23 protein-coding genes and 1 tRNA gene are annotated in these 17816 nt (G+C 58.0%); 10 read left to right on the forward strand and 14 right to left on the reverse strand.

Features of this window, described 5'->3' with window-relative positions; genetic code table 11:
* Positions 1 to 2: 2 nt before the first annotated feature.
* Positions 3 to 476 (reverse strand): peroxiredoxin, encoded by a 474-nt coding sequence (locus tag J1N02_RS21255; RefSeq protein WP_065928211.1) that lies wholly within the window; start codon positions 474 to 476, stop codon positions 3 to 5.
* A gap of 12 nt (positions 477 to 488) precedes the next feature.
* Positions 489 to 1049, reverse strand: a complete 561-nt coding sequence (locus tag J1N02_RS21260; RefSeq protein WP_003172487.1) for a glycine cleavage system protein R — start codon at positions 1047 to 1049, stop codon at positions 489 to 491.
* Between the two features lie 273 nt (positions 1050 to 1322).
* On the opposite strand from J1N02_RS21260, the gene dapA reads away from it, so the two are divergent.
* The 5 genes from dapA to J1N02_RS21285 all read left to right on the forward strand — a co-directional run bounded on the left by dapA (position 1323) and on the right by J1N02_RS21285 (position 5011).
* Positions 1323 to 2201 carry a 4-hydroxy-tetrahydrodipicolinate synthase gene (gene dapA, locus J1N02_RS21265; RefSeq protein ID WP_065928210.1) on the forward strand — a complete coding sequence of 293 codons (879 nt, stop codon included), beginning with the start codon at positions 1323 to 1325 and terminating at the stop codon, positions 2199 to 2201.
* A 17-nt stretch (positions 2202 to 2218) separates the two neighbouring features.
* Positions 2219 to 3334: an outer membrane protein assembly factor BamC gene (gene bamC, locus J1N02_RS21270; protein ID WP_027604311.1), complete on the forward strand. Its 1116-nt coding sequence runs from the start codon at positions 2219 to 2221 to the stop codon at positions 3332 to 3334.
* 4 nt (positions 3335 to 3338) lie between these two features.
* Entirely contained in the window at positions 3339 to 4097 is a 759-nt protein-coding gene (locus tag J1N02_RS21275; RefSeq protein ID WP_027604310.1) for an MBL fold metallo-hydrolase, read from the forward strand.
* Positions 4098 to 4124: 27 nt separating this feature from the next.
* On the forward strand, positions 4125 to 4838 hold the full coding sequence (gene purC / locus J1N02_RS21280; RefSeq protein ID WP_027604309.1) for a phosphoribosylaminoimidazolesuccinocarboxamide synthase: 714 nt from the start codon (positions 4125 to 4127) through the stop codon (positions 4836 to 4838).
* A gap of 83 nt (positions 4839 to 4921) precedes the next feature.
* Positions 4922 to 5011, forward strand: a tRNA-Ser gene (locus tag J1N02_RS21285).
* A 111-nt stretch (positions 5012 to 5122) separates the two neighbouring features.
* On the opposite strand, the gene J1N02_RS21290 is transcribed toward J1N02_RS21285, so the two are convergent.
* The 12 genes from J1N02_RS21290 to J1N02_RS21345 all read right to left on the reverse strand — a co-directional run bounded on the left by J1N02_RS21290 (position 5123) and on the right by J1N02_RS21345 (position 13113).
* Positions 5123 to 6340: an Arm DNA-binding domain-containing protein gene (locus J1N02_RS21290; protein ID WP_421147688.1), complete on the reverse strand. Its 1218-nt coding sequence runs from the start codon at positions 6338 to 6340 to the stop codon at positions 5123 to 5125.
* The gene (gene xisR, locus J1N02_RS21295; protein ID WP_421147689.1) at positions 6337 to 6552 is read right to left on the reverse strand and encodes an excisionase family protein; all 216 of its coding nucleotides are present in this window, start codon (positions 6550 to 6552) and stop codon (positions 6337 to 6339) included. The genes J1N02_RS21290 and xisR overlap by 4 nt, the downstream gene beginning before the upstream one ends.
* Positions 6549 to 6866, reverse strand: a complete 318-nt coding sequence (locus tag J1N02_RS21300) for a hypothetical protein (RefSeq protein WP_421147690.1) — start codon at positions 6864 to 6866, stop codon at positions 6549 to 6551. The genes xisR and J1N02_RS21300 overlap by 4 nt, the downstream gene beginning before the upstream one ends.
* Positions 6867 to 7188: 322 nt before the next feature.
* Positions 7189 to 8865, reverse strand: a complete 1677-nt coding sequence (locus J1N02_RS21305) for a DNA cytosine methyltransferase (protein ID WP_421147691.1) — start codon at positions 8863 to 8865, stop codon at positions 7189 to 7191.
* Positions 8866 to 9138: 273 nt separating this feature from the next.
* Positions 9139 to 9681 (reverse strand): phosphohydrolase, encoded by a 543-nt coding sequence (locus J1N02_RS21310; RefSeq protein ID WP_421147692.1) that lies wholly within the window; start codon positions 9679 to 9681, stop codon positions 9139 to 9141.
* Positions 9678 to 9899, reverse strand: a complete 222-nt coding sequence (locus J1N02_RS21315; RefSeq protein ID WP_421147693.1) for a hypothetical protein — start codon at positions 9897 to 9899, stop codon at positions 9678 to 9680. The genes J1N02_RS21310 and J1N02_RS21315 overlap by 4 nt, the downstream gene beginning before the upstream one ends.
* Entirely contained in the window at positions 9896 to 10294 is a 399-nt protein-coding gene (locus J1N02_RS21320; RefSeq protein WP_421147694.1) for a hypothetical protein, read from the reverse strand. The genes J1N02_RS21315 and J1N02_RS21320 overlap by 4 nt, the downstream gene beginning before the upstream one ends.
* An 88-nt stretch (positions 10295 to 10382) precedes the next feature.
* Positions 10383 to 10703 (reverse strand): pyocin activator PrtN family protein, encoded by a 321-nt coding sequence (locus J1N02_RS21325; protein WP_184744335.1) that lies wholly within the window; start codon positions 10701 to 10703, stop codon positions 10383 to 10385.
* On the reverse strand, positions 10700 to 11167 hold the full coding sequence (locus tag J1N02_RS21330; protein WP_421147695.1) for a hypothetical protein: 468 nt from the start codon (positions 11165 to 11167) through the stop codon (positions 10700 to 10702). The genes J1N02_RS21325 and J1N02_RS21330 overlap by 4 nt, the downstream gene beginning before the upstream one ends.
* A 162-nt stretch (positions 11168 to 11329) precedes the next feature.
* Positions 11330 to 11620, reverse strand: coding sequence for a phage antirepressor KilAC domain-containing protein (locus J1N02_RS21335; protein WP_421147696.1), 291 nt, complete (start codon positions 11618 to 11620; stop codon positions 11330 to 11332).
* A gap of 9 nt (positions 11621 to 11629) precedes the next feature.
* Entirely contained in the window at positions 11630 to 12190 is a 561-nt protein-coding gene (locus tag J1N02_RS21340) for a hypothetical protein (RefSeq protein WP_421147697.1), read from the reverse strand.
* Between the two features lie 266 nt (positions 12191 to 12456).
* On the reverse strand, positions 12457 to 13113 hold the full coding sequence (locus J1N02_RS21345) for a LexA family transcriptional regulator (RefSeq protein WP_065927349.1): 657 nt from the start codon (positions 13111 to 13113) through the stop codon (positions 12457 to 12459).
* Positions 13114 to 13211: 98 nt separating this feature from the next.
* On the opposite strand from J1N02_RS21345, the gene J1N02_RS21350 reads away from it, so the two are divergent.
* The 5 genes from J1N02_RS21350 (at position 13212) to J1N02_RS21370 (ending at position 17794) form a co-directional block, all read left to right on the forward strand.
* A complete protein-coding gene (locus tag J1N02_RS21350) occupies positions 13212 to 13400 on the forward strand; it encodes a Cro/CI family transcriptional regulator (protein ID WP_053130838.1) in 189 nt (62 codons plus the stop codon).
* A gap of 273 nt (positions 13401 to 13673) precedes the next feature.
* Complete coding sequence (locus J1N02_RS21355; protein WP_421147698.1) at positions 13674 to 14183, forward strand: phage regulatory CII family protein; 510 nt, start codon at positions 13674 to 13676, stop codon at positions 14181 to 14183.
* A gap of 207 nt (positions 14184 to 14390) precedes the next feature.
* Positions 14391 to 16613, forward strand: coding sequence for a VapE domain-containing protein (locus J1N02_RS21360; protein ID WP_421147699.1), 2223 nt, complete (start codon positions 14391 to 14393; stop codon positions 16611 to 16613).
* On the forward strand, positions 16610 to 16969 hold the full coding sequence (locus J1N02_RS21365; RefSeq protein WP_308583616.1) for a hypothetical protein: 360 nt from the start codon (positions 16610 to 16612) through the stop codon (positions 16967 to 16969). The genes J1N02_RS21360 and J1N02_RS21365 overlap by 4 nt, the downstream gene beginning before the upstream one ends.
* A 525-nt stretch (positions 16970 to 17494) precedes the next feature.
* Complete coding sequence (locus J1N02_RS21370) at positions 17495 to 17794, forward strand: hypothetical protein (RefSeq protein ID WP_092484772.1); 300 nt, start codon at positions 17495 to 17497, stop codon at positions 17792 to 17794.
* Positions 17795 to 17816: the final 22 nt, after the last annotated feature.

Below are 17816 nucleotides of genomic sequence, written 5' to 3' on the forward strand. Positions count from 1 at the left end.
GATCAGGCCTTGTTCAACGCCTGGGCTGCGGCCAGAACGGCGTCCACATGGCCCGGCACTTTCACGCCGCGCCATTCCTGGCGCAGCACACCGTCCTTGTCGATCAGGAAGGTGCTGCGATCTACACCCAGGTATTCCTTGCCGTACAGCTTCTTCAGCTTGATGACGTCGAACAGCTGGCAGACCGCTTCGTCCTTGTCGCTGATCAGCTCGAACGGGAATTCCTGCTTGCCCTTGAAGTTCTCATGGGACTTCACGCTGTCGCGCGACACGCCAAACACTTCGGTGTTGGCCGCCTTGAATGCCGCGTACTGGTCACGGAAACCCTGGCCTTCGGTGGTGCAGCCCGGGGTGCTGTCCTTCGGGTAGAAGTAGATCACCACTTGCTTGCCCTTGAGGGCGGCAAGGCTGAAGGTCTGGCCGCTGGTGGCCTGGGCTTCGAAATCGGCTACGGGTTTGTCGATGACTACCGCCATGAAAAAACTTCCTTACATTGGGTTCTGTGGGCGCCACGGCTCGATCAACGCGTCGAGGTTCAGGGCATCGGCGAAATCCAGGAACTGGTCGCGCAGCCAACTGATCTGCACGCCGGCCGGCAGGGTCACGGTGAAGGTGGCGTTGAGCATGGTGCCGCCGGTTTGCGGGGCCTGGTAGGTGTCGCAGGTCAGGTTCTCCAGTTCGACGTTGTGGTCGATGAAGAACTGGCACAGCTCATTGACGATGTCCGAGCGGTAGGCCGAGCTGACATACGCCACATAAGGAAGCGCCTGCGGGCGATTTTCCAGGGCGGCGCTGCGCACCACGTTGACGGTGAAGTCGTGCTTCTTGGCCAGGCCCGGCAGGCCGGTCTCCAGGCGCGCCAGGGCATCCCAGGTGCCGGAAATCTGCAGGACCAGCGCACTGCACTCGCCATGGCGGGTCAGGCGGGAGGTCACCACGGCACAGCGGTTTTCATGGCTGGCGCGGCACAGGACGTTGGTCAGCTCCATGGGGTTGGCGCCGAGGGCACTGATAACAAGGAATTGTTCGCGAACTGTGGGGGTGGACATGCAGCCTTCCTAAAACGATGAGCGGTCGATACTGTGAGGGCTGTATCGATCAAAGCATGAAGGGTAGCGAAAAGCGTCGCCAAGGGATAGGAGGTGGCGTTTTCATTGCGTGATCCGCCTGATTTTGCCCAGCCTCAACCCGTGCTTTGGCCCAATGATGGCATTGCCCGTCGTTTAGTTGCGCCAGAACGCATCCTCAGGCGGTACTTCGCTTGTACAAGCATCTTGGCGCCAGTACCATTACGGCTCTCTTTTTCCGGCAGGAGCGGTTGCATGATTGCGGGCAGTATGGTGGCACTGGTCACACCCATGGATGCACAAGGTCATCTCGACTGGGACAGCCTGGGCAAACTGGTGGACTTCCACCTGCAAGAAGGCACCAACGCCATCGTGGCGGTCGGCACCACAGGTGAATCGGCCACCCTCGATGTGGAAGAACACATCCAGGTGATCGAATTCGTGGTCAAGCGTGTCGCGGGGCGTATTGCCGTGATCGCCGGCACGGGCGCCAACTCGACGCGCGAAGCCATCGAGCTGACCCGAAACGCCAAGAAAGCCGGCGCCGACGCTTGCCTGCTGGTGACCCCGTACTACAACAAGCCGACCCAGGAAGGCCTGTACCAGCACTTCCGCACCATTGCCGAAGCCGTCGACATCCCGCAGATCCTCTATAACGTGCCGGGTCGTACCGCGTGCGACATGAAGGCCGAGACCGTGATCCGCCTGTCCACCGTGCCGAACATCATCGGCATCAAGGAAGCCACCGGCGACCTGCAGCGCGCCAAGGACATCCTGGCCGGGGTGAGCAGCGATTTCCTGCTGTATTCCGGTGACGACGCCACGGCTGTCGAGCTGATCCTGCTGGGCGGCAAGGGCAATATCTCCGTGACCGCCAACGTGGCCCCGCGCGCCATGAGCGACCTGTGTGCCGCTGCCATCGCCGGCGACGCCGTGACCGCCCGTGCGATCCACGAGAAGCTGATGCCGCTCAACAAGACACTGTTTATCGAATCCAACCCTATTCCCGTGAAGTGGGCGCTGTTCGAGATGGGCCTGATGCCGGACGGTATCCGTCTGCCGCTCACCCGCCTCAGCGAAGCCTGTCACGAACCGCTGCGACAGGCCCTGCGCCAGTCCGGCGTCCTGGTTTAATTGAGGAAGCACTACGCATGAAGCGATTGGCCGGACTTTCCGCACTTGCCTTGATTATCTCCAGCACCAGTGGCTGCGGTTGGATCTGGGGCCCGGAAGGCTACTTCCGTGACCGCGGCAGCGATTACCTGGAAGCACAAGCAACCAAACCGATGCAACTGCCGCCGGACGTCAACGTCGCCAAGCGCCTTGACCCGTTGCTGCCGATTCCACGCAACGTTGCCGACGACACCACCAAGGGTGAATACGTCGTGCCACGTCCACAGCCGATCTCGGCCGTGGCGGATGCCAGCGACTACAGCCTGCAGAAGAGCGGTGATTCGCGTTGGATCGTGGCGCAGCGCCCACCTGCAGAAGTCTGGCCGGTAGCGGTGCAGTTCTTCCAGGACAACGGTTTCCGCATCGATGAGCAGCGCCCGCAGACCGGTGAATTCACCACGGCATGGCAGCAGGGCAGCGAGCTGTCCGCCACCATGGCCAAGCGCCTGCAGGCCGGTGGTGTCGCCGCCGACAGCGAAGCCCGTGTGCGTGTGCGCATCGAGCCGGGCGTACAGCGCAACACCAGTGAAGTCTACGTGGTCAGCGCCGAGCGTCCTGCCGGCAGCACCGCCAACGTCGACTTCACCAACCGCTCGGTCAACACCGGTGTCGACTCGGCATTGGTCGACGAGATGCTGGCCAGCATGAGCCGTATCTCCGAGAAGGGCGGTTCCGTTTCCCTGCTCGCCGCCCGTGATTACGACACCCCGAGCCGCGTCAGCCTCACCGAGGACGGCAGCGGCAACGTGGTGCTGAACCTGGGTGAAGACCTGGATCGCGCCTGGGCCAGCGTCGGCCGCGCGTTGGAGCAAGGCCCATGGCGTGTTGAAGACATCAACCGCAGCCTGGGCCTGTACTACATCAACGTGGCTGAAAAGGCCGAGCGCAAAGACGAAGAGCCTGGTTTCTTCGGCAAACTGTTCGGCAGCAAGCCGACCAAGGAAGAAATCGAAACCCGCGCCGAGCGTTATCAGGTGCGTTTGAGCAAGGTTGGCGAGACTGTGCAGGTCACCGTCGAGAAGAACATCAACACCGTCGCGCCGGCTGAAACAGCGCGCAAGGTGTTGGGCGTGATTCAGGACAACCTGGGCTGATCCGATGCGTTTTGCCGTTCTCGGCAGCGGTAGCCAAGGGAACGGCACGCTGGTCGCCCATGACGACACGTACGTGCTGGTGGATTGTGGTTTCTCGTTAAAGGAAACCGAGCGGCGCCTGCTGCGCCTGGGGGTTCACCCCTCGCAGCTGAGCGCGATTCTGGTGACCCACGAACATGCCGACCACGTGCATGGCGTGGGTTTGCTGTCTCGGCGCTACAATCTTCCGGTGTACCTCAGTCGCGGCACACTGCGCGGGATGCGCAAACCTATAGAACCCGCAGGTTTCCTGGCCGGTGGCGAGCAGCTGCAAATCGGTGCCCTGAGCATCGATGTGATTGCCGTGGCGCACGACGCCCAGGAACCGACGCAGTATGTATTCAGTGACGGAGAGCGGCGTTTCGGCGTGCTCACCGACCTGGGCTCCTACTGCGCCAAGGTACTGGACGGCTACCGGAACCTCGATGCCTTGATGATCGAGTCCAACCACTGCCGAGACCTGTTGGCTCGCGGTCACTATCCGTACTTTCTCAAGCAACGGGTCGGCGGCGAACTGGGACATTTGAACAACCATCAGGCGGCGTACCTGGTGTATGAGTTGGGCTGGCAAGACCTGCAACACCTGGTCCTGGCCCACTTGAGCAGCAAGAACAACCTGCCGACGCTTGCCCGGCAATGTTTTGTCGACACCCTCGGGTGCGACCCGGACTGGCTGCAACTGGCCGATCAAGATTCAGGGCTCGACTGGCGACATATCGCCTAGCCCACCTCACTCAAAGCGGAGCCCATCATGGAAAAACGTGAAGAACTCTACCGCGGCAAAGCCAAGTCGGTTTACAAGACCGACGACGCCAACCGCCTGATCCTGCTGTTTCGCAACGACACCTCGGCGTTCGACGGCAAGCGCATCGAACAACTTGATCGCAAGGGCATGGTGAACAACAAGTTCAACGCCTTCATCATGCAGAAACTCGAAGCGGCCGGCATTCCGACCCAATTCGACAAACTGCTGGGCGACAACGAGTGCCTGGTGAAGAAGCTGGACATGATCCCGGTGGAATGCGTCGTGCGTAACTACGCCGCCGGCAGCCTGGTCAAGCGCCTGGGCGTGGAAGAGGGCCTCAAGCTCAACCCTTACACGTTCGAGCTGTTCCTGAAGGACGACGCCAAGGGCGACCCGTTCATCAACGAATCCCACGTCGTGGCATTCGGCTGGGGCACCGCCGAGCAACTGGCACGCATGAAGGAGTTGTCCCTCAAGGTCAACGACGTGCTGAGCAAGCTGTTCGACGACGCAGGCCTGCTGCTGGTGGACTTCAAGCTGGAATTCGGTGTGTTCCACGATGGCTCCATCGTCCTCGGCGACGAATTCAGCCCGGACGGCTGCCGCCTGTGGGACAAGGACACCAAGAAGAAGATGGACAAGGACCGCTTCCGCCAAGGCCTCGGTGATGTGATCGAAGCCTACGAAGAAGTCGCCAAGCGCCTCGGCGTACCGCTTTAATCGACGCAAGCATCTGATAGCACGGAAAAAAATCTCGTTTGAGCTTTGCTTCCACGAAACAGGCTGTTATGATGCGCGCCGTTGGAGAGATGCCAGAGTGGCCGAATGGGACGGATTCGAAATCCGTTGTACCTTCACCGGTACCTAGGGTTCGAATCCCTATCTCTCCGCCATTATTGAATATGACTAAGCCCCTGTAATCGTTAGAGATTACAGGGGCTTTTTCGTTTTCTTCATACCATTTAGGGCATTTTTAGGGCAAAAACCTTTCCCTGTATACCGCTCTAGTCCGGCCTAAACCCCAACATTTTTGACACGATACCCGCCATGCTCTTGGTGTCCTTCGGTATCCATCTCCCGTAATGCTTTCGCACCATGGTTGTATCGGCGTGCCCCAGTTGCCTGGCCACCCATTCGACCGGAACGTAACTCGACAGCATTTGACTGGCAAACGTGTGGCGGCATTGGTTGGCGCCTCGGTGGCGGACCTCTGCTTTTTGCAGATGGGTAGTGAACCAGTTGCTTAATGTCTTGCCGTTCCAGAGTAAACCGCTGGTCGAACTGCGGAAAAGGAACCTGACTTTCATCTTCTTGGACGTGATGTTGTCGCGTTGGATAACGGTGATCTCTTCGGCTACAGCTTCCTTTGCGGCGGCAACTATCTCTTTCATTAATACGAGGGCTGGGTCTATGAGTTCGATGGCTCGAACCCTGGAGCGCTCTTTGGGGACTTTGAATTCTCCTACCACCAGTGCGCGGCGGACGTGTACAAGGCCGGCTTCAAGATCTACGTCTTCAACGGCGAGCCCGATGAGTTCGGAAAGGGACAATCCGGCCCAGCAGTTGAACTCAATCATTCGGGTGTCAGCTCGGCGGTCAGGATCTGCTTCGCCGATCTGCTTAATCTCGGTACGACTAAAAGGATCGGCATGTTCCAGGTCGACATCCGATCCGACGTTACTGATCCTGTCGAGCGGGTTAGCTTTCAGGATGCCATCGCCGAATGCATCGGCCCAAATACCTCGGACGACGGTAAAAATGTCATTCACTGTCTTCGGGGCCAGGCCTTGCTTGAGTAACTGTGCTTGAAACAACTCGATGTCGCTCTTACTGACGTCGACGATTCGACGCTTGCCGAATTTCTTCTCGACGTGCACAGCCTTACTGACGTAGTTGATGACGGTGCTCGACGCCTTGAGCGCGCGTTGAACCTCCAGCCAGCGGTCAATGCCTTCCTTTACGGTGCGCTTGAGCGAAGGACCGCCAGTCCCCGTGAACATGGCGGCTCTTGGCGAGTTGGGAAAGTGGGCCGCATAGTCGAAGCGGCTCTCTTTGATTTCCGCCAGAATGGTACGTCGCTTGTTGTCGGCGTAGGCGATAGCGGCCTTGTTTACCTTCGAGATCCCTTCCAGGGGTTCTCGGCACCGTTGACCGTTGAAGATGAACCAGATGCGGAGTTGCTTGCCGTTCATCTCCACGCCAGTTGGCATCTTATCGATCATGGCTTTCCTTCCATCCAGCGCTCAATGGCCGCGCGGTTGTAGACGATCACGTTAGCTGGGTCGTAACGCCAGTGCTTGCCCTCAAGCCACAGACCTTTGGAGCGGTATTTGCGAACCGCTTCGGTGCTTAGGCCGAAGACTGGGTAGAGCAGATCTTGGCGAAACCAGGCGCCTGGGGTGATGTATACGTCGAGTTTTTCTGCTGCGCTCATGATGCCACCTGCTTGCGATCGGCTAGTAACAGCGCGTTTCGCTCCGATTCCCACTTCAGGGCCGCCTCGGCATTCGTGAGTCGTTGCTCTAGGGCGTCGTAGTCCGACTCACGAACGCAGCGGATGTTTTGTGCGTTGTAGGACCAGAAGCGCTGCACGCTGTCACGACGATCTCGGCCATCAAGCAAGTCGCGCAGTGCCGAAACCGATTTGAACAATCCCTCCTTTATCTCATCAATGTCAGAACACAGGTATACCGATTCACTCCGAGAAGCACCCCATTTGCCAATGCTTGCCCGGTATCGTTTCGGCATGCAGTCAATCGTTAGCGTACTACTCGCCAGTGCTCTGCCAATATCAGTACACATCCAGTTTTCTCGGCGGCTAAAAGGATTGCCCGCTATCCGTTCAACCCATTCAAGTCGCACAAGGCCGCGCTTCTCCAGCGCTTTCATAGTCAAGTTTGTGCATGAGCGCTCGGAGTAAAGGCGACTGCCTGCCGCTAAACCATCGAGCAAGCGGCACTGGATGGGCGATAGGCCGTCGCGAGTTATCGGTTTCGTATTACTCATAAATCACCTCAGCAAATCAGTTGTGCCAGTGCCAGCAGGCACCAGCAGTACGCTGGGAGTTGGGTCATGGCTGCTGCTCCAGTTGAGCCACGCTTAGCGCAATCGCCACGGGTTGAACCCAGATCGGCATGCTGTTGAGCATGAAGGTTTCGCCGGCCTCGGCCAGCAACAGGGTGGTGCCCATCACGTGGGCGATTGCTTCAGCGGCTGCCGGTGGAACGGCGTTCCCGATCCGCTCACGCCAGGCTTGGTCGCTCAGGCCGTCCAGCTCAAACATTTCCTCTGGCTCGACCAGGCTTTGTAGCGCGGCCAGTTCCAGCGTGGTGAACGGCCGGTGCCAGGTGCCGTCTAGGCTTTCGATAACGCAGGTCAACCGCTCGTTGGCTTCCGGCATGCGGGGATCTGCAACAGACCACCGGCCGTTATCCTGGCGGGCACTGGCTGAAACGGCGCCGCACTGGTCGTTCCAGCTGGTGACGCCGTAGTGCCCACCGGTCAAGTAGGCATCACCCTTACCGCGCCTCATGCCTGGCCGTGGATCTTGAACAGCGAAAGCACCCTGGCCCGTGGTGCTGCCGGAAATCACCGTTCGCGATACACCATCCCACTGGGCCACGTTGTACTTGGCGTGCCCAATGCCTGGATCACGGGGATCTGCAACGCTGAACGTCCCCTGCCCGGGCGACTTCACGCCGATCACTGCGCCGCTGGTTTCGTCCCAGCGACGAACACCGTACTGCTGGTATTGCAGGGCGCCGGCGCTGGCACGTGGATCAGCTACCGAAAACTTACCGTTGGTTGGTCCGCTGCGTGCGGCTACGGTGCCGGCGGTTTCGCTCCAGTCGTGCACGCCCAGGAAGCCGTCCCGGAACTGTGGAACGATGACCAGGTCGCGCAGATAGCCGTCCTCGATCGCTAACTCATTCAGGCAGCGCCAGTCCTTGCCTGCTTCGACCAGAGCGAGCCGCACCCATGTTTTCCATTGCAGCGCCGGAACCCGGTGCATCGGGCCAGCGGCTTCTACATCGCCAGCCATGGGCATTCGGCCCAGGATCGAACCGACGGACTTGAGGGTTTTCTTTTCAGGCTCGTACAGGAAGGGCGGCACCTTCTCAATGTTCCTCGCCACCAACAAGAAGCGCTTGCGGCTTTGGGCCAGACCACCGATAACGCCGCAGTCGTGGGTGGTTTCTGCGACTGCATAACCGTAGTGGTTCAGCAGCTTGTTGATTTGGTCCAGCAGGTACCGGCCACGGGTTGCCAGGCGAGGCACGTTCTCGAAGACGATCAACGGCACGGGATCATCTTTCCAGGCTTCGCACATCAGCCATATACACCGCAGTGTCAACTCGTTGAGAGCTTGGTATTTGGGGGTAAGGCTCATGGACTCGGACAGTAAGCCCGACGCCCCTTTGCAGGGGCTAGAAATGAACACGGCATCCGGCCTGCGTCCGCCGGCGGCGCGTCGGATGTCTTCCGGGGTTGCCTCACGCCATTCCAGCGGTGGCTCTTTACCATGGAAGCGAATGTATTGGTCACGGGTGAACAGGTCCAGCAAGGTGCCTTTAACACCGCTCAATCGTTCGAAGTCTCGTAGTCCGGCCGGGTCAACATCGATGCCGCCGATGCACTCCCATTGAGCCTGAACGTTACCTACCTTGGGTTTGGCTCGGTTGAAGCCCTTGGCCCCACCACCGACGCCACAGCAAAAATGGAAGTGGGTGAGGGTGCGCTTAAGCATGAGAGGCCTCCCGCGCACCATGGCAGCTATTCCCCGCAGTGCGCATATACCCCACGACAGGCTGCGCGGGCGGGCGTCCCGAAGCGGTTAGCGTTGCATTGCTGACCGCTGCCCCGCGCAGCTTTCCGTGGGGTATACGTGCCTCGGCAGTGGCGCTGGAAGGAGCAATAATGCCTGCTGCTGCGCAGCAGAGACTGTTTGTTTCTGAACTGTCGACACCACTGGTGCTGCGGAGCAAAGCGGGCAGGGCGCTGGTGTTTTCCTGTTGGTTCTTCATGCCGCTTTCCTCCGATGTTCGACAGCGAGTTGGTCCATCAGGCGCTGGTGGTAGGTGAGTCGGGCTTCAGCGGCAGGCCATGGACGGATGATTTCAGCCATGGGTTGTATGCCGACCAAACAATCCCAGATAGCCGGATCGGTTGGCATGAGGTCGCGGCGTTCGGTCGCGAGAGCAATCAAGTCGGCCTGGTGAACGCATGCAGGAAGTTCCGCAGCAATGTCGAAGCGCTGGCACACGCGTTGCCATACCCAGTCTTCAAAGTCTTGGTATGTATGTATCCACTGCTTAAGTGGCTTGGTCATGTCGCCCAGGTACGCCTCTGGCGCGTCGTGGAGTAAGGCGGCGAGCTTGTGTTCTTCCGGCACAAGCTCGGCGACGATGCAGCTGTGTTGAGCCACGCTGTAGAACTCGCGGGTATGCCCGTTGAAGCGGCAGAGGTGTGCCAGTGAGTGGGAGATGTCCCGTGGATCGATCATGTCAGCGTCAGGCTCGAACAGATCAAAACGCTTGCCGGTATGGGGGAGGATCCAGTTCATGCGGCCTCCTTCACGAGATCGGCCAGCAGCAGGGCGTTTTCAGTTGTTTTATGCAATTCGTGGAGTGCGTCGTAACCAATCAGCGCTTTCAACTGCCGGTCAAATTCTTTGTTGTGGCGTGTTAATGCGCTCAGTTCCTTCATGGCCTTGGTGTACTGCTGTTGCAGTGTTCCAGCGGCCTGGGGCGTCAGACGCAGCATTGGGATAGCGCGACTCATGCTGCATCCTCCTGATAGAAGGAATCCAACTCGTCGGCCATGTTCAAAGCGTGGTCACGTAAAATGAGTGCTTGAGTTGCGTGGCTTTCCGATTTGATGGCGTGGAAGAAATCGGCGGCGAGTTTGAGTTTTCCCGCGATGGCCAGAAGGATCTGACGGTCCTGAGGTTCCCTGATCAAAATCAGTTCCAAGCGTTCACATCGCCGTGTGGCGTTTTCGAGAGCAGTAGCACCCGATGACTCGCCCTCCTCAATGCCCTGGATGTAGCCCTTAGCGTGGCCGTCGTCGTAGCCTTCGCCCCATCCGTCCCTTAAGCCGCCTCGGTACCCGACCCAATACAGAATGGCGAGTGCAATTACGAAGCTGATCAATGCGAAAATTTCAAATGCAGTCATGTGGTTTGCTCCTACTGTTGTGTTCCGCTTGGCTGGTGGTGCAGCGGTTGCGGTAGTGCAGCTGTTATCTAAGTGCGTAGGTAAAGACTCATCGCTCGTCTGGCTGGGGTTGAGTGTTTGTCAGTTCTTCGTCTGCGGCATCAGCCTGGGTATCAATGAAGATGGCCAGATGGCGGATGTCGATAAAGCGGGGGCGCTTGGCGCTGGTATCCAGAGTTGTGATGGGTAGCGCTACACGGCCGCTTGTCAGTGCGCGAGTGAAGTTGTCCTGGTTCAGATTGCTGAAGTAGCGTTCACGTACCTGTTCGACGGGCACGAGCAGGTCCCCGAGCGTTCGGTACAACAGGTCAACGGTCTGACTTCTGGGCGCTATCGGCAGGCGCAGTTCGCGCTGTACGGAGGCCGTCATGCTGCATTCGCCTTATCTACCTGCGCCTTGAGCGTGCCGAGCGTCAGCTTTCCGGATGTACGTTGCGTCGCTTCTTTAGTACGCGGTTGGTGGCTCGCTCGAATGTCACGGTTGATGGCTGCCAGGGCTGTACGTGCCGTGCTGCCAAACGCCACGAAACGCGGCAGTGGTGAGGTGCTGTCTAGCGGTTCGAGAACGGCGCCCAGCTCAACTCCCTCAATGCCATTGCCAAGGCGCAGCATGGCGCGAGCACGGTAGTTGGGGCCGAGATCGATCACGAGTTGGTCGAGAGCAGCCGCCAGTTGGAGGTGTTCGATTTGCAGCGGTGTGCCGGTGATGGTGAGGGAAACGTCGGCGGCGGTGGCGGCCAGGGTGAGGTTGGCAAGAATTTTCTCAGCCGTACGACGTTCTTCAGGCAGATTCAGTAGTTCGATCAATAGGGTGTCAATCAGTTTGCGGTCCATGTGTGTTCCCTCGGGGGTGGTTCCAGGCGATCTCAACGTGGGTGCGTACCAGATCGCGTAGGTGCTCCGGTACTTCTGCCAGCGCGGCGATGCGTTTCTCGCGGGTTCGCATTGCCGTGATCTGACGGGCGTACTGGCGCGGCCAGGCTTCGGGCTGTCTCATTAGGCGACTTCTCGCGGGTCAGGCACGGCTGGTGGGGTGGGGCGTTCAATCCCGATCTGGTTGGCTAGCCAGGAGATGCCGATCTCAGTCACGCGGGTGGTGCGTTTGTATTGCATGCCGTGCTTCTCGTGAAACCAGCGGCTTTCTCGGGTGACCAGAAAGTCTTTAGTCGCGGCTGGATTCGCTGGCAGGTTGTATTTATCCAGCAGACCTTTCTCGCGCATGCGTTGCATCAGCTTGCGGTGGCCCAGACCTAGGCGATCGGCTACGCGTTTGAGGGATAGGCTCATTGCGGTACCTCACGCGGCGGCTGCGAGGCTATCGCGGTAGCCTTGCAGGAATTGGTTAAGGTATTCAGCCAGGATTGCGTAGGCGCGCTGGTTGTCGGCGGGCAGGGTGAACAAGTAGCCGGCGTCGTCGAGTTCGAGCGTGGCGATATAGCCGCCGCGTGGGTTGCGCTGGATCTGGAGGGAGGGCACTAGTTCGTCGGCGATCAGGTGGTAGATGCCGCGCCCACGCCGGATAGCCAGACGTAGGGTGGCCTCTATATCGCTGACAGCTTCATGCTCATCTACGTCGGGCACACCGGTGGGACTGCGGCCATTGGCGATACCTTCGATAAAGCTCGCAACGCGCGTGGCGTTGTTTTTGCGGTGCTTATCGAGAGTGACTGATGTATTGCGCGTCCCGCAGATGCGCACCATCACCGTGATGCCGGCGGTGCATTGTTCGATCTCGACCTGAGCCGCTACGGATTGGCAGCCATCACACGAATGCAGGGTGTGATTGAAGGTGCCGCTAAGGTTTACCTGGGCCTGTAGACGGATGTAGGCGCTGGCGTTGAGAGATAATCTACTCATGCTGCACGCCCTCCATCGTCTGGATTGAAGGGGGTTGGCGTTGGGTTGGTGGTTGATTTGCGTTTGGTAGGGGCGAAGGCGCAGCCGTGGATTATGGCTAGGCGGCGCACCTCGAAAACGCGGCTTTCTGGGCACGTTGGTAGGACGTGCAACGTTGCGGTTTGCATGGGAATTGCCTCGCTCTGTGGTGGGAGAGTGAGGCAATTAAAGTTCTCTTAACTTTTTAAGTCAAGGCTACTTAATGTATTTTGTTAAGAGATCTACAGCTAGAGGGCTCCAGCGTGCCATACGGCCCGTCCTATGATGAGTAGATGACCAATGCTTGTATCGGTAGCGCTCTCATCCGGATAAGCGCGTTTGTCCTCGTTGTCGCTTCGAATTATCCAGCCATTGGTGAGCGTGTGGACTAAGCGCTTGATGCTGATGTCTCCGTCTGGGCGCTGAATTGCATAGATTCTGCCGTTCAAGGGCTCGCGCTGGCCTTCGTCAATCAGCAGCACATCATCATCAGCAATGGTCGGGAACATGCTCATTCCTGTGCTGTAGATGACCTTGAGGTTCTTTTCCTTCAAGCCCATTCGGGTAAGCCAGTCTCTCCTAAACATTAGGCCGCCGAGGTCTTCTATGTGGTGGTTTGTGTGACCCGGGCCTGCTCCCGCCTTGGCGGTGAATTGGGGAATCAGCACATGGCCCTCCTCGAGGGCACCGGCGTCATATTTGTCCCCTATGCCTTCGGCAAGCCACTGTGCTGAGAACCCGGTAGCGCGTGCGAATAGGAAAAGATTTTCAGCCTTGAGGCTCCCGTCTCCCTGCGCTAACTGGCTAATTCTGGCAGCACTCAGGTTGGACTCTATGGCCAAGACGCTGGCTTTCTTTCCGCACTTGGAAATGGCGTATGCGATTCTTTCTGCTGGAGTATTCATTAAGCTAGCTTAAGGCTTACTTTGTTTGGAGTCCTTCATTTGCTTGCCAAATAAGTTAAGTGTACTTACTGTATTGGGCAGGCAAACAGGAGAGCACCATGCTCACGACAGAAGTAATCGCCTTCTTCGGAGGGAAATCTAAAGTGGCTGCGGCTCTGAAAGTCTCCCCCGCTGCAGTATCGCAATGGGGCTCTGAGCCGCCGCAGTCACGCCAGTATCAGGTTCAAGTGCTTACAGATGGAAAGCTCAGGGCGACAGATAAAGCGTCAAGCCAGCAGGCCGCTTAACGAAGTAAAAGGCAGAGCGGCGCGGAGCAAACCAATACAACGCGCCGTTCCACCACCCCCCAAGGCACGGATGCCCTGGGTTGCCTGCTAACCCACCACGGTCTGCAGGCTGTAACGGCAAGGCACATGCGGAGCGTGTGCCTTTCCATTGGGGTGCAGCCGGACTTCCTACCACAGAGCAACCGGCTGCATGCGACCACTTGTGAGTGACCACGGCACAACTGTATCAAACAGGCGTGCGGCGGTCACTGGCAGAGTTTTTGGAGATTTGCCATGAACCGTAAACAGTTCAATTCCATTGAACGCGCACGGCGTTCGCTGTTGACCCTACCGCAAGCTTTGCTCCACGCGGCACGTGATTATCCTGGCGGTGCCACTGCTATTGCCGCTATCGACGGCGGCAACGCCACTACCCTTAATCATAAGCTGAGCCTGACCAACACCAGCCACACGCCCAATATCGGCGATCTTGAATTGGTGCTGGATGCAACGCGCGATCCGCGCATTGTAGATGCGTTGTTGCATCCCATTGGCTGGGTGGGTATCGACGTTTCCGAGTTGAGCGACACCGACACGGCGCAGTCGCTGATGGCAAGCATTGGCGAGTTGCTTTCTCGTGAGGGAGAGTTGGCCACGCATGTATCGGCTTCATTGAGTGATGACAAATTGGACGATGCCGAACTGGCCGAGTTTGAGCTGCTGGCTGAGCGCATGGTGCAGGCTGTGTTCAAGTTGCGCGCGGTACTCCGCAAGATGCATGCGGAGGATCTGACCTATGTCTGACAACGCAGATGTTGCTGATAACGTCATTGCTCTTAATCTTGCAGTGGCGATGGCCGCGCGACCTACTGCCAATCCAGGCCAATGTACGCTCGAGTGCGTGGATTGTGGGGATGTCATCCTAGAGGCTCGGCGATTGGCAATGCTTGATCGCGGCTGTACGCGCTGCACTGACTGCCAGGAGCTGGCAGACCGGCGTGGGGTACGGGCATGACCAATCACGAACTACTCGATGATGTGTTGGCTCAGTTGCAGGACTACGGGCTTAAACCAGAAACCCCATTGGTGATTGGTAAGCGAACGCGTTGCGAGTGCGACGGTGATAAGGCCCCGGAGAAAACGGGTTGGTATGTGATCTATGAGCATCTGACCGGTGACGGCAAAACACTGTATTGCGGCGCTTTTGGCGACTGGCGTCAGGGTGAAAAGGGCAGTTGGCAGAAGATCAAGCCAAAGGGCGGGCGGCTGAGCGCTGAAGATCGAGCGGTGATGCGCGCCAGGGCCGAGGAAGGCCAGCGCAAGGCCGCCCTGGCTGAGGACCGAAAGCACCGCACTGCCGCCCGGCGCGCTGCTGGTATGTGGAAGCACCTATCTGAAAAGGGCGGTTCGCGTTACTTGGATGCCAAGCGGGTAGTCGGCATCGGTCTGCGTTACAAGGCAAAGAGCGGTACGGCTTTCGTGCCGATGCGCAATGTGAAGGGCGATATTGTCGGGCTACAAGTGCTGTACCCGGAAAAGCAGGCTGCTACGGGCAGGAACAAAACCTACTGGCCGTACGGTTTGGCTAAAGAAGGCGCGTTTCATCTGATCGGCCCCGAGCCAGAGCCGGGCGACGTGATTTTGATCGCAGAGGGATACGCGACAGGCGCCAGCCTGCACATGGCGACCTCACTGACGGTGTGCATTTGCTTTGATGCAGGCAACCTGCTGCCGGTGGCACAAGCCATGCGCACAAAGTATCCCGGCCGGCAGTTGGTGTTTTGCGCAGATGATGATTGGAAGACTGTAGTGAATGGGCACCCGTATAACGCGGGGGTAATCAAGGCTGGCAATGCGTCGGTTGTGGTCGGTGGGCAGGTGGTTATGCCGGTATTCGACAACGACCGGGAAGACGGCTGGACGGATTTTAACGACTTGCACTGTGCTGAGGGCATGGACACGGTGCGCCGCCAGGTGTTGGCGGTGGTTCGCCCCTCTACCGATGAGGGGTGGCGTGAGAAGCTGCAGTACTCTGAAAAAGGAGGATTGATCGTACACCCATTCAACGTGGCATTGATTCTGGGTAACGATAAACGCTGGTCCGGCGTAATCGCCTGGGATTCGTTCAGTTCAAAGACGCGCAAGTTGCGCACGCCTCCGTATGGCGGGGGGAAGGGGGACTGGACCGATCTTGACGACATCCGGGTAGCACTGTGGCTTGCTGATGTTTACGGGCTACGGGTGAAAACTGCCCACGTTGTTGAGGCTGTAAGTGCGGTGGCGAATGACAACGCCTACCACCCGGTACGTGAGTATCTAGAAAGCCTTGAGTGGGATGGCGTGCGACGCCTTGAGCGTTGGTTGCAGGATCGGCTGGGTGTTATGGATAGTTCGTACACTCGCAAGGTGGGCAAACGATGGCTGATTTCTGCGGTGGCACGTGTGTGTCGGCCAGGCTGCAAGGCTGACTCAATGTTGATTTTGGAAGGTTTGCAGGGCGAGGGGAAATCCACGGCTGCTCGGGTATTGGGCGGCGAGTGGTTCATGGATACGTCATTTGATCTGAGCAGCAAAGACGCCTATCAGGCGATCCGGGGTAAGTGGATTGTGGAGATGGCCGAGCTGGACTCACTGAACAAGGCAGAGTCGACCAAGGCCAAGCAATTCGTCTCATCGCCCATCGATACCTACCGCGAGAGCTATGGCCGGCGGATGCTGGATGTTCCCCGGCAGAGCGTTTTTATCGGCACGACCAACCAGGATGAGTACCTGAAGGACGATACGGGCAACCGCCGTTACTGGCCGGTAATGTGTACCAAAGTAGATCTAGAGGGACTGCGAGCCGACCGTGATCAACTCTGGGCCGAAGCGTTAGCCTGTTTTCGCGCAGGTGACATCTGGTGGGTGGAGCGCGATGAGGCTGATGTTTTCGCGGCTGAACAGGATCAGCGTTATCAGGCAGATATGTGGGAAGACCTGGTGGTCGGCTACCTGGCCGACAAGCATATTGGCGATACCGTGACAGGCGCTCACCTGCTTGAGCATGCGCTTAACATCGATCCAAGCCACTGGGGTAGACCCGAGCAAATGCGCATTGGCAAGATTATGCATCGGATGAATTGGCCCCGGCGGCGCAAGGGTAACTGTGTGCGTGGTGTGCGCAGCTATGAGTATGTGAAACCGCCGGAGTGGAAGCGAGGGTCGGCGGTACCCAGACAGGAGACTGCATTTTGATCCCTGAAATGGATGAGATGTTGAAGCTGTGGGCGCTCGATATGCACGGTGGCGGCGGCCCTGACGGATCTGCCAGCAGCATGTTGGGTCAGTTGATCGATTGCCAGGGTGAATTGATTCGTGGCTCGCGCGGCGGTTCAAAGATGCTGCTGCCATGGAGTGCAGACATTGAGGTGATCGTAAACAAGCATCTGTCCTGGCATCTGGCCCAAGTGGTGCAGGAGCATTACCTGAACCGTGAAAGCGTGGAACGCCAGAAATGGGCGCACTGCGGATGTGGTCGGACGCAGTTTTATGCGCGCTTGCATTCGGCACATCTGGAGATCGCAGGCATGCTGCTGGAGCGCGTAGCTTGATGGTGCGGCGCGTCCCTGTACGGCCTGCTAGTGTTTTGTCGGGTGGGTCATCTGCGCGCCGCGTGTTAATTGATGATGGCCCACCGTCCCACCTTTTTTGCATCTTTCCCGCATGTGACGCACACACCCACATACGCGCGCGCGTACGCGCAGCGTTTATTAATTCTCCCTTTACATGGAAAAAGTAATAAATAGTAGGACGGAGGGGCGCCGCTTTGATTCATCGGTGTTTCAGACGTCGCGCCTCTCTTGAAAACAGTGGGACAAGAGGGTCCATGCCTGCGGCGCTAGAGCCAGTAACGTTATATGTCCGTTGATTGCCGGTGTATTGCCGTTGATTACCGTTGATTGCAGGGTGGCAGCGCTGAGCTCTTGCTGCCACCGGACTGGAGGGGTATAAATCAGTCATGTTCAAAGAGGTACGCAAACAGCGATCTCACCAAAAACCCGGCCTTTGCGCCGGGTTTTTCATTTCTCCTCAGACGTACTACTTCGTACAGCCAATTTTTCTTTTGGAACTGAGAAATGGAACGAGATCAGAAGCTGTTGGTGAAAATCTTAGACGTCTGCATCAAGGACTCCGATGACTGGAAGCTCAATTTATCGGCGAAGGATATTCGCAGCAAATTCTCCAGCGCCGAGTGTGTCCATTGGTCCGGTGTAGTCGTGGATGGCCATATCGAGCTGCTTGTAGATTTGGGTTGTATCAATGTTGAAGGGGACGCTCCGGATATACGTATCCAGCGCGTCACCAATGCGGGATATAACTATCTCGACAGAAGTAGAAGGTTGAGTTCGCGTAGCAGTGAACTACCCATCCACTAGACAACAACGTTTAAGAGCCCTG

This window comes from Pseudomonas sp. NFX5, from assembly GCF_049132125.1.
Taxonomy (GTDB): domain Bacteria; phylum Pseudomonadota; class Gammaproteobacteria; order Pseudomonadales; family Pseudomonadaceae; genus Aquipseudomonas; species Aquipseudomonas marginalis.

What these genes read in the sequence shown, in the direction of transcription:
- J1N02_RS21255 (WP_065928211.1), bottom strand. Translation starts at nt 476, where the DNA reads ATGGCGGTAGTCATCGACAAACCCGTAGCCGATTTCGAAGCCCAGGCC.
- J1N02_RS21260 (WP_003172487.1), bottom strand. Translation starts at nt 1,049, where the DNA reads ATGTCCACCCCCACAGTTCGCGAACAATTCCTTGTTATCAGTGCCCTC.
- dapA (WP_065928210.1), top strand. Translation starts at nt 1,323, where the DNA reads ATGATTGCGGGCAGTATGGTGGCACTGGTCACACCCATGGATGCACAA.
- bamC (WP_027604311.1), top strand. Translation starts at nt 2,219, where the DNA reads ATGAAGCGATTGGCCGGACTTTCCGCACTTGCCTTGATTATCTCCAGC.
- J1N02_RS21275 (WP_027604310.1), top strand. Translation starts at nt 3,339, where the DNA reads ATGCGTTTTGCCGTTCTCGGCAGCGGTAGCCAAGGGAACGGCACGCTG.
- purC (WP_027604309.1), top strand. Translation starts at nt 4,125, where the DNA reads ATGGAAAAACGTGAAGAACTCTACCGCGGCAAAGCCAAGTCGGTTTAC.
- J1N02_RS21290 (WP_421147688.1), bottom strand. Translation starts at nt 6,340, where the DNA reads ATGATCGATAAGATGCCAACTGGCGTGGAGATGAACGGCAAGCAACTC.
- xisR (WP_421147689.1), bottom strand. Translation starts at nt 6,552, where the DNA reads ATGAGCGCAGCAGAAAAACTCGACGTATACATCACCCCAGGCGCCTGG.
- J1N02_RS21300 (WP_421147690.1), bottom strand. Translation starts at nt 6,866, where the DNA reads ATGCCGAAACGATACCGGGCAAGCATTGGCAAATGGGGTGCTTCTCGG.
- J1N02_RS21305 (WP_421147691.1), bottom strand. Translation starts at nt 8,865, where the DNA reads ATGCTTAAGCGCACCCTCACCCACTTCCATTTTTGCTGTGGCGTCGGT.
- J1N02_RS21310 (WP_421147692.1), bottom strand. Translation starts at nt 9,681, where the DNA reads ATGAACTGGATCCTCCCCCATACCGGCAAGCGTTTTGATCTGTTCGAG.
- J1N02_RS21315 (WP_421147693.1), bottom strand. Translation starts at nt 9,899, where the DNA reads ATGAGTCGCGCTATCCCAATGCTGCGTCTGACGCCCCAGGCCGCTGGA.
- J1N02_RS21320 (WP_421147694.1), bottom strand. Translation starts at nt 10,294, where the DNA reads ATGACTGCATTTGAAATTTTCGCATTGATCAGCTTCGTAATTGCACTC.
- J1N02_RS21325 (WP_184744335.1), bottom strand. Translation starts at nt 10,703, where the DNA reads ATGACGGCCTCCGTACAGCGCGAACTGCGCCTGCCGATAGCGCCCAGA.
- J1N02_RS21330 (WP_421147695.1), bottom strand. Translation starts at nt 11,167, where the DNA reads ATGGACCGCAAACTGATTGACACCCTATTGATCGAACTACTGAATCTG.
- J1N02_RS21335 (WP_421147696.1), bottom strand. Translation starts at nt 11,620, where the DNA reads ATGAGCCTATCCCTCAAACGCGTAGCCGATCGCCTAGGTCTGGGCCAC.
- J1N02_RS21340 (WP_421147697.1), bottom strand. Translation starts at nt 12,190, where the DNA reads ATGAGTAGATTATCTCTCAACGCCAGCGCCTACATCCGTCTACAGGCC.
- J1N02_RS21345 (WP_065927349.1), bottom strand. Translation starts at nt 13,113, where the DNA reads ATGAATACTCCAGCAGAAAGAATCGCATACGCCATTTCCAAGTGCGGA.
- J1N02_RS21350 (WP_053130838.1), top strand. Translation starts at nt 13,212, where the DNA reads ATGCTCACGACAGAAGTAATCGCCTTCTTCGGAGGGAAATCTAAAGTG.
- J1N02_RS21355 (WP_421147698.1), top strand. Translation starts at nt 13,674, where the DNA reads ATGAACCGTAAACAGTTCAATTCCATTGAACGCGCACGGCGTTCGCTG.
- J1N02_RS21360 (WP_421147699.1), top strand. Translation starts at nt 14,391, where the DNA reads ATGACCAATCACGAACTACTCGATGATGTGTTGGCTCAGTTGCAGGAC.
- J1N02_RS21370 (WP_092484772.1), top strand. Translation starts at nt 17,495, where the DNA reads ATGGAACGAGATCAGAAGCTGTTGGTGAAAATCTTAGACGTCTGCATC.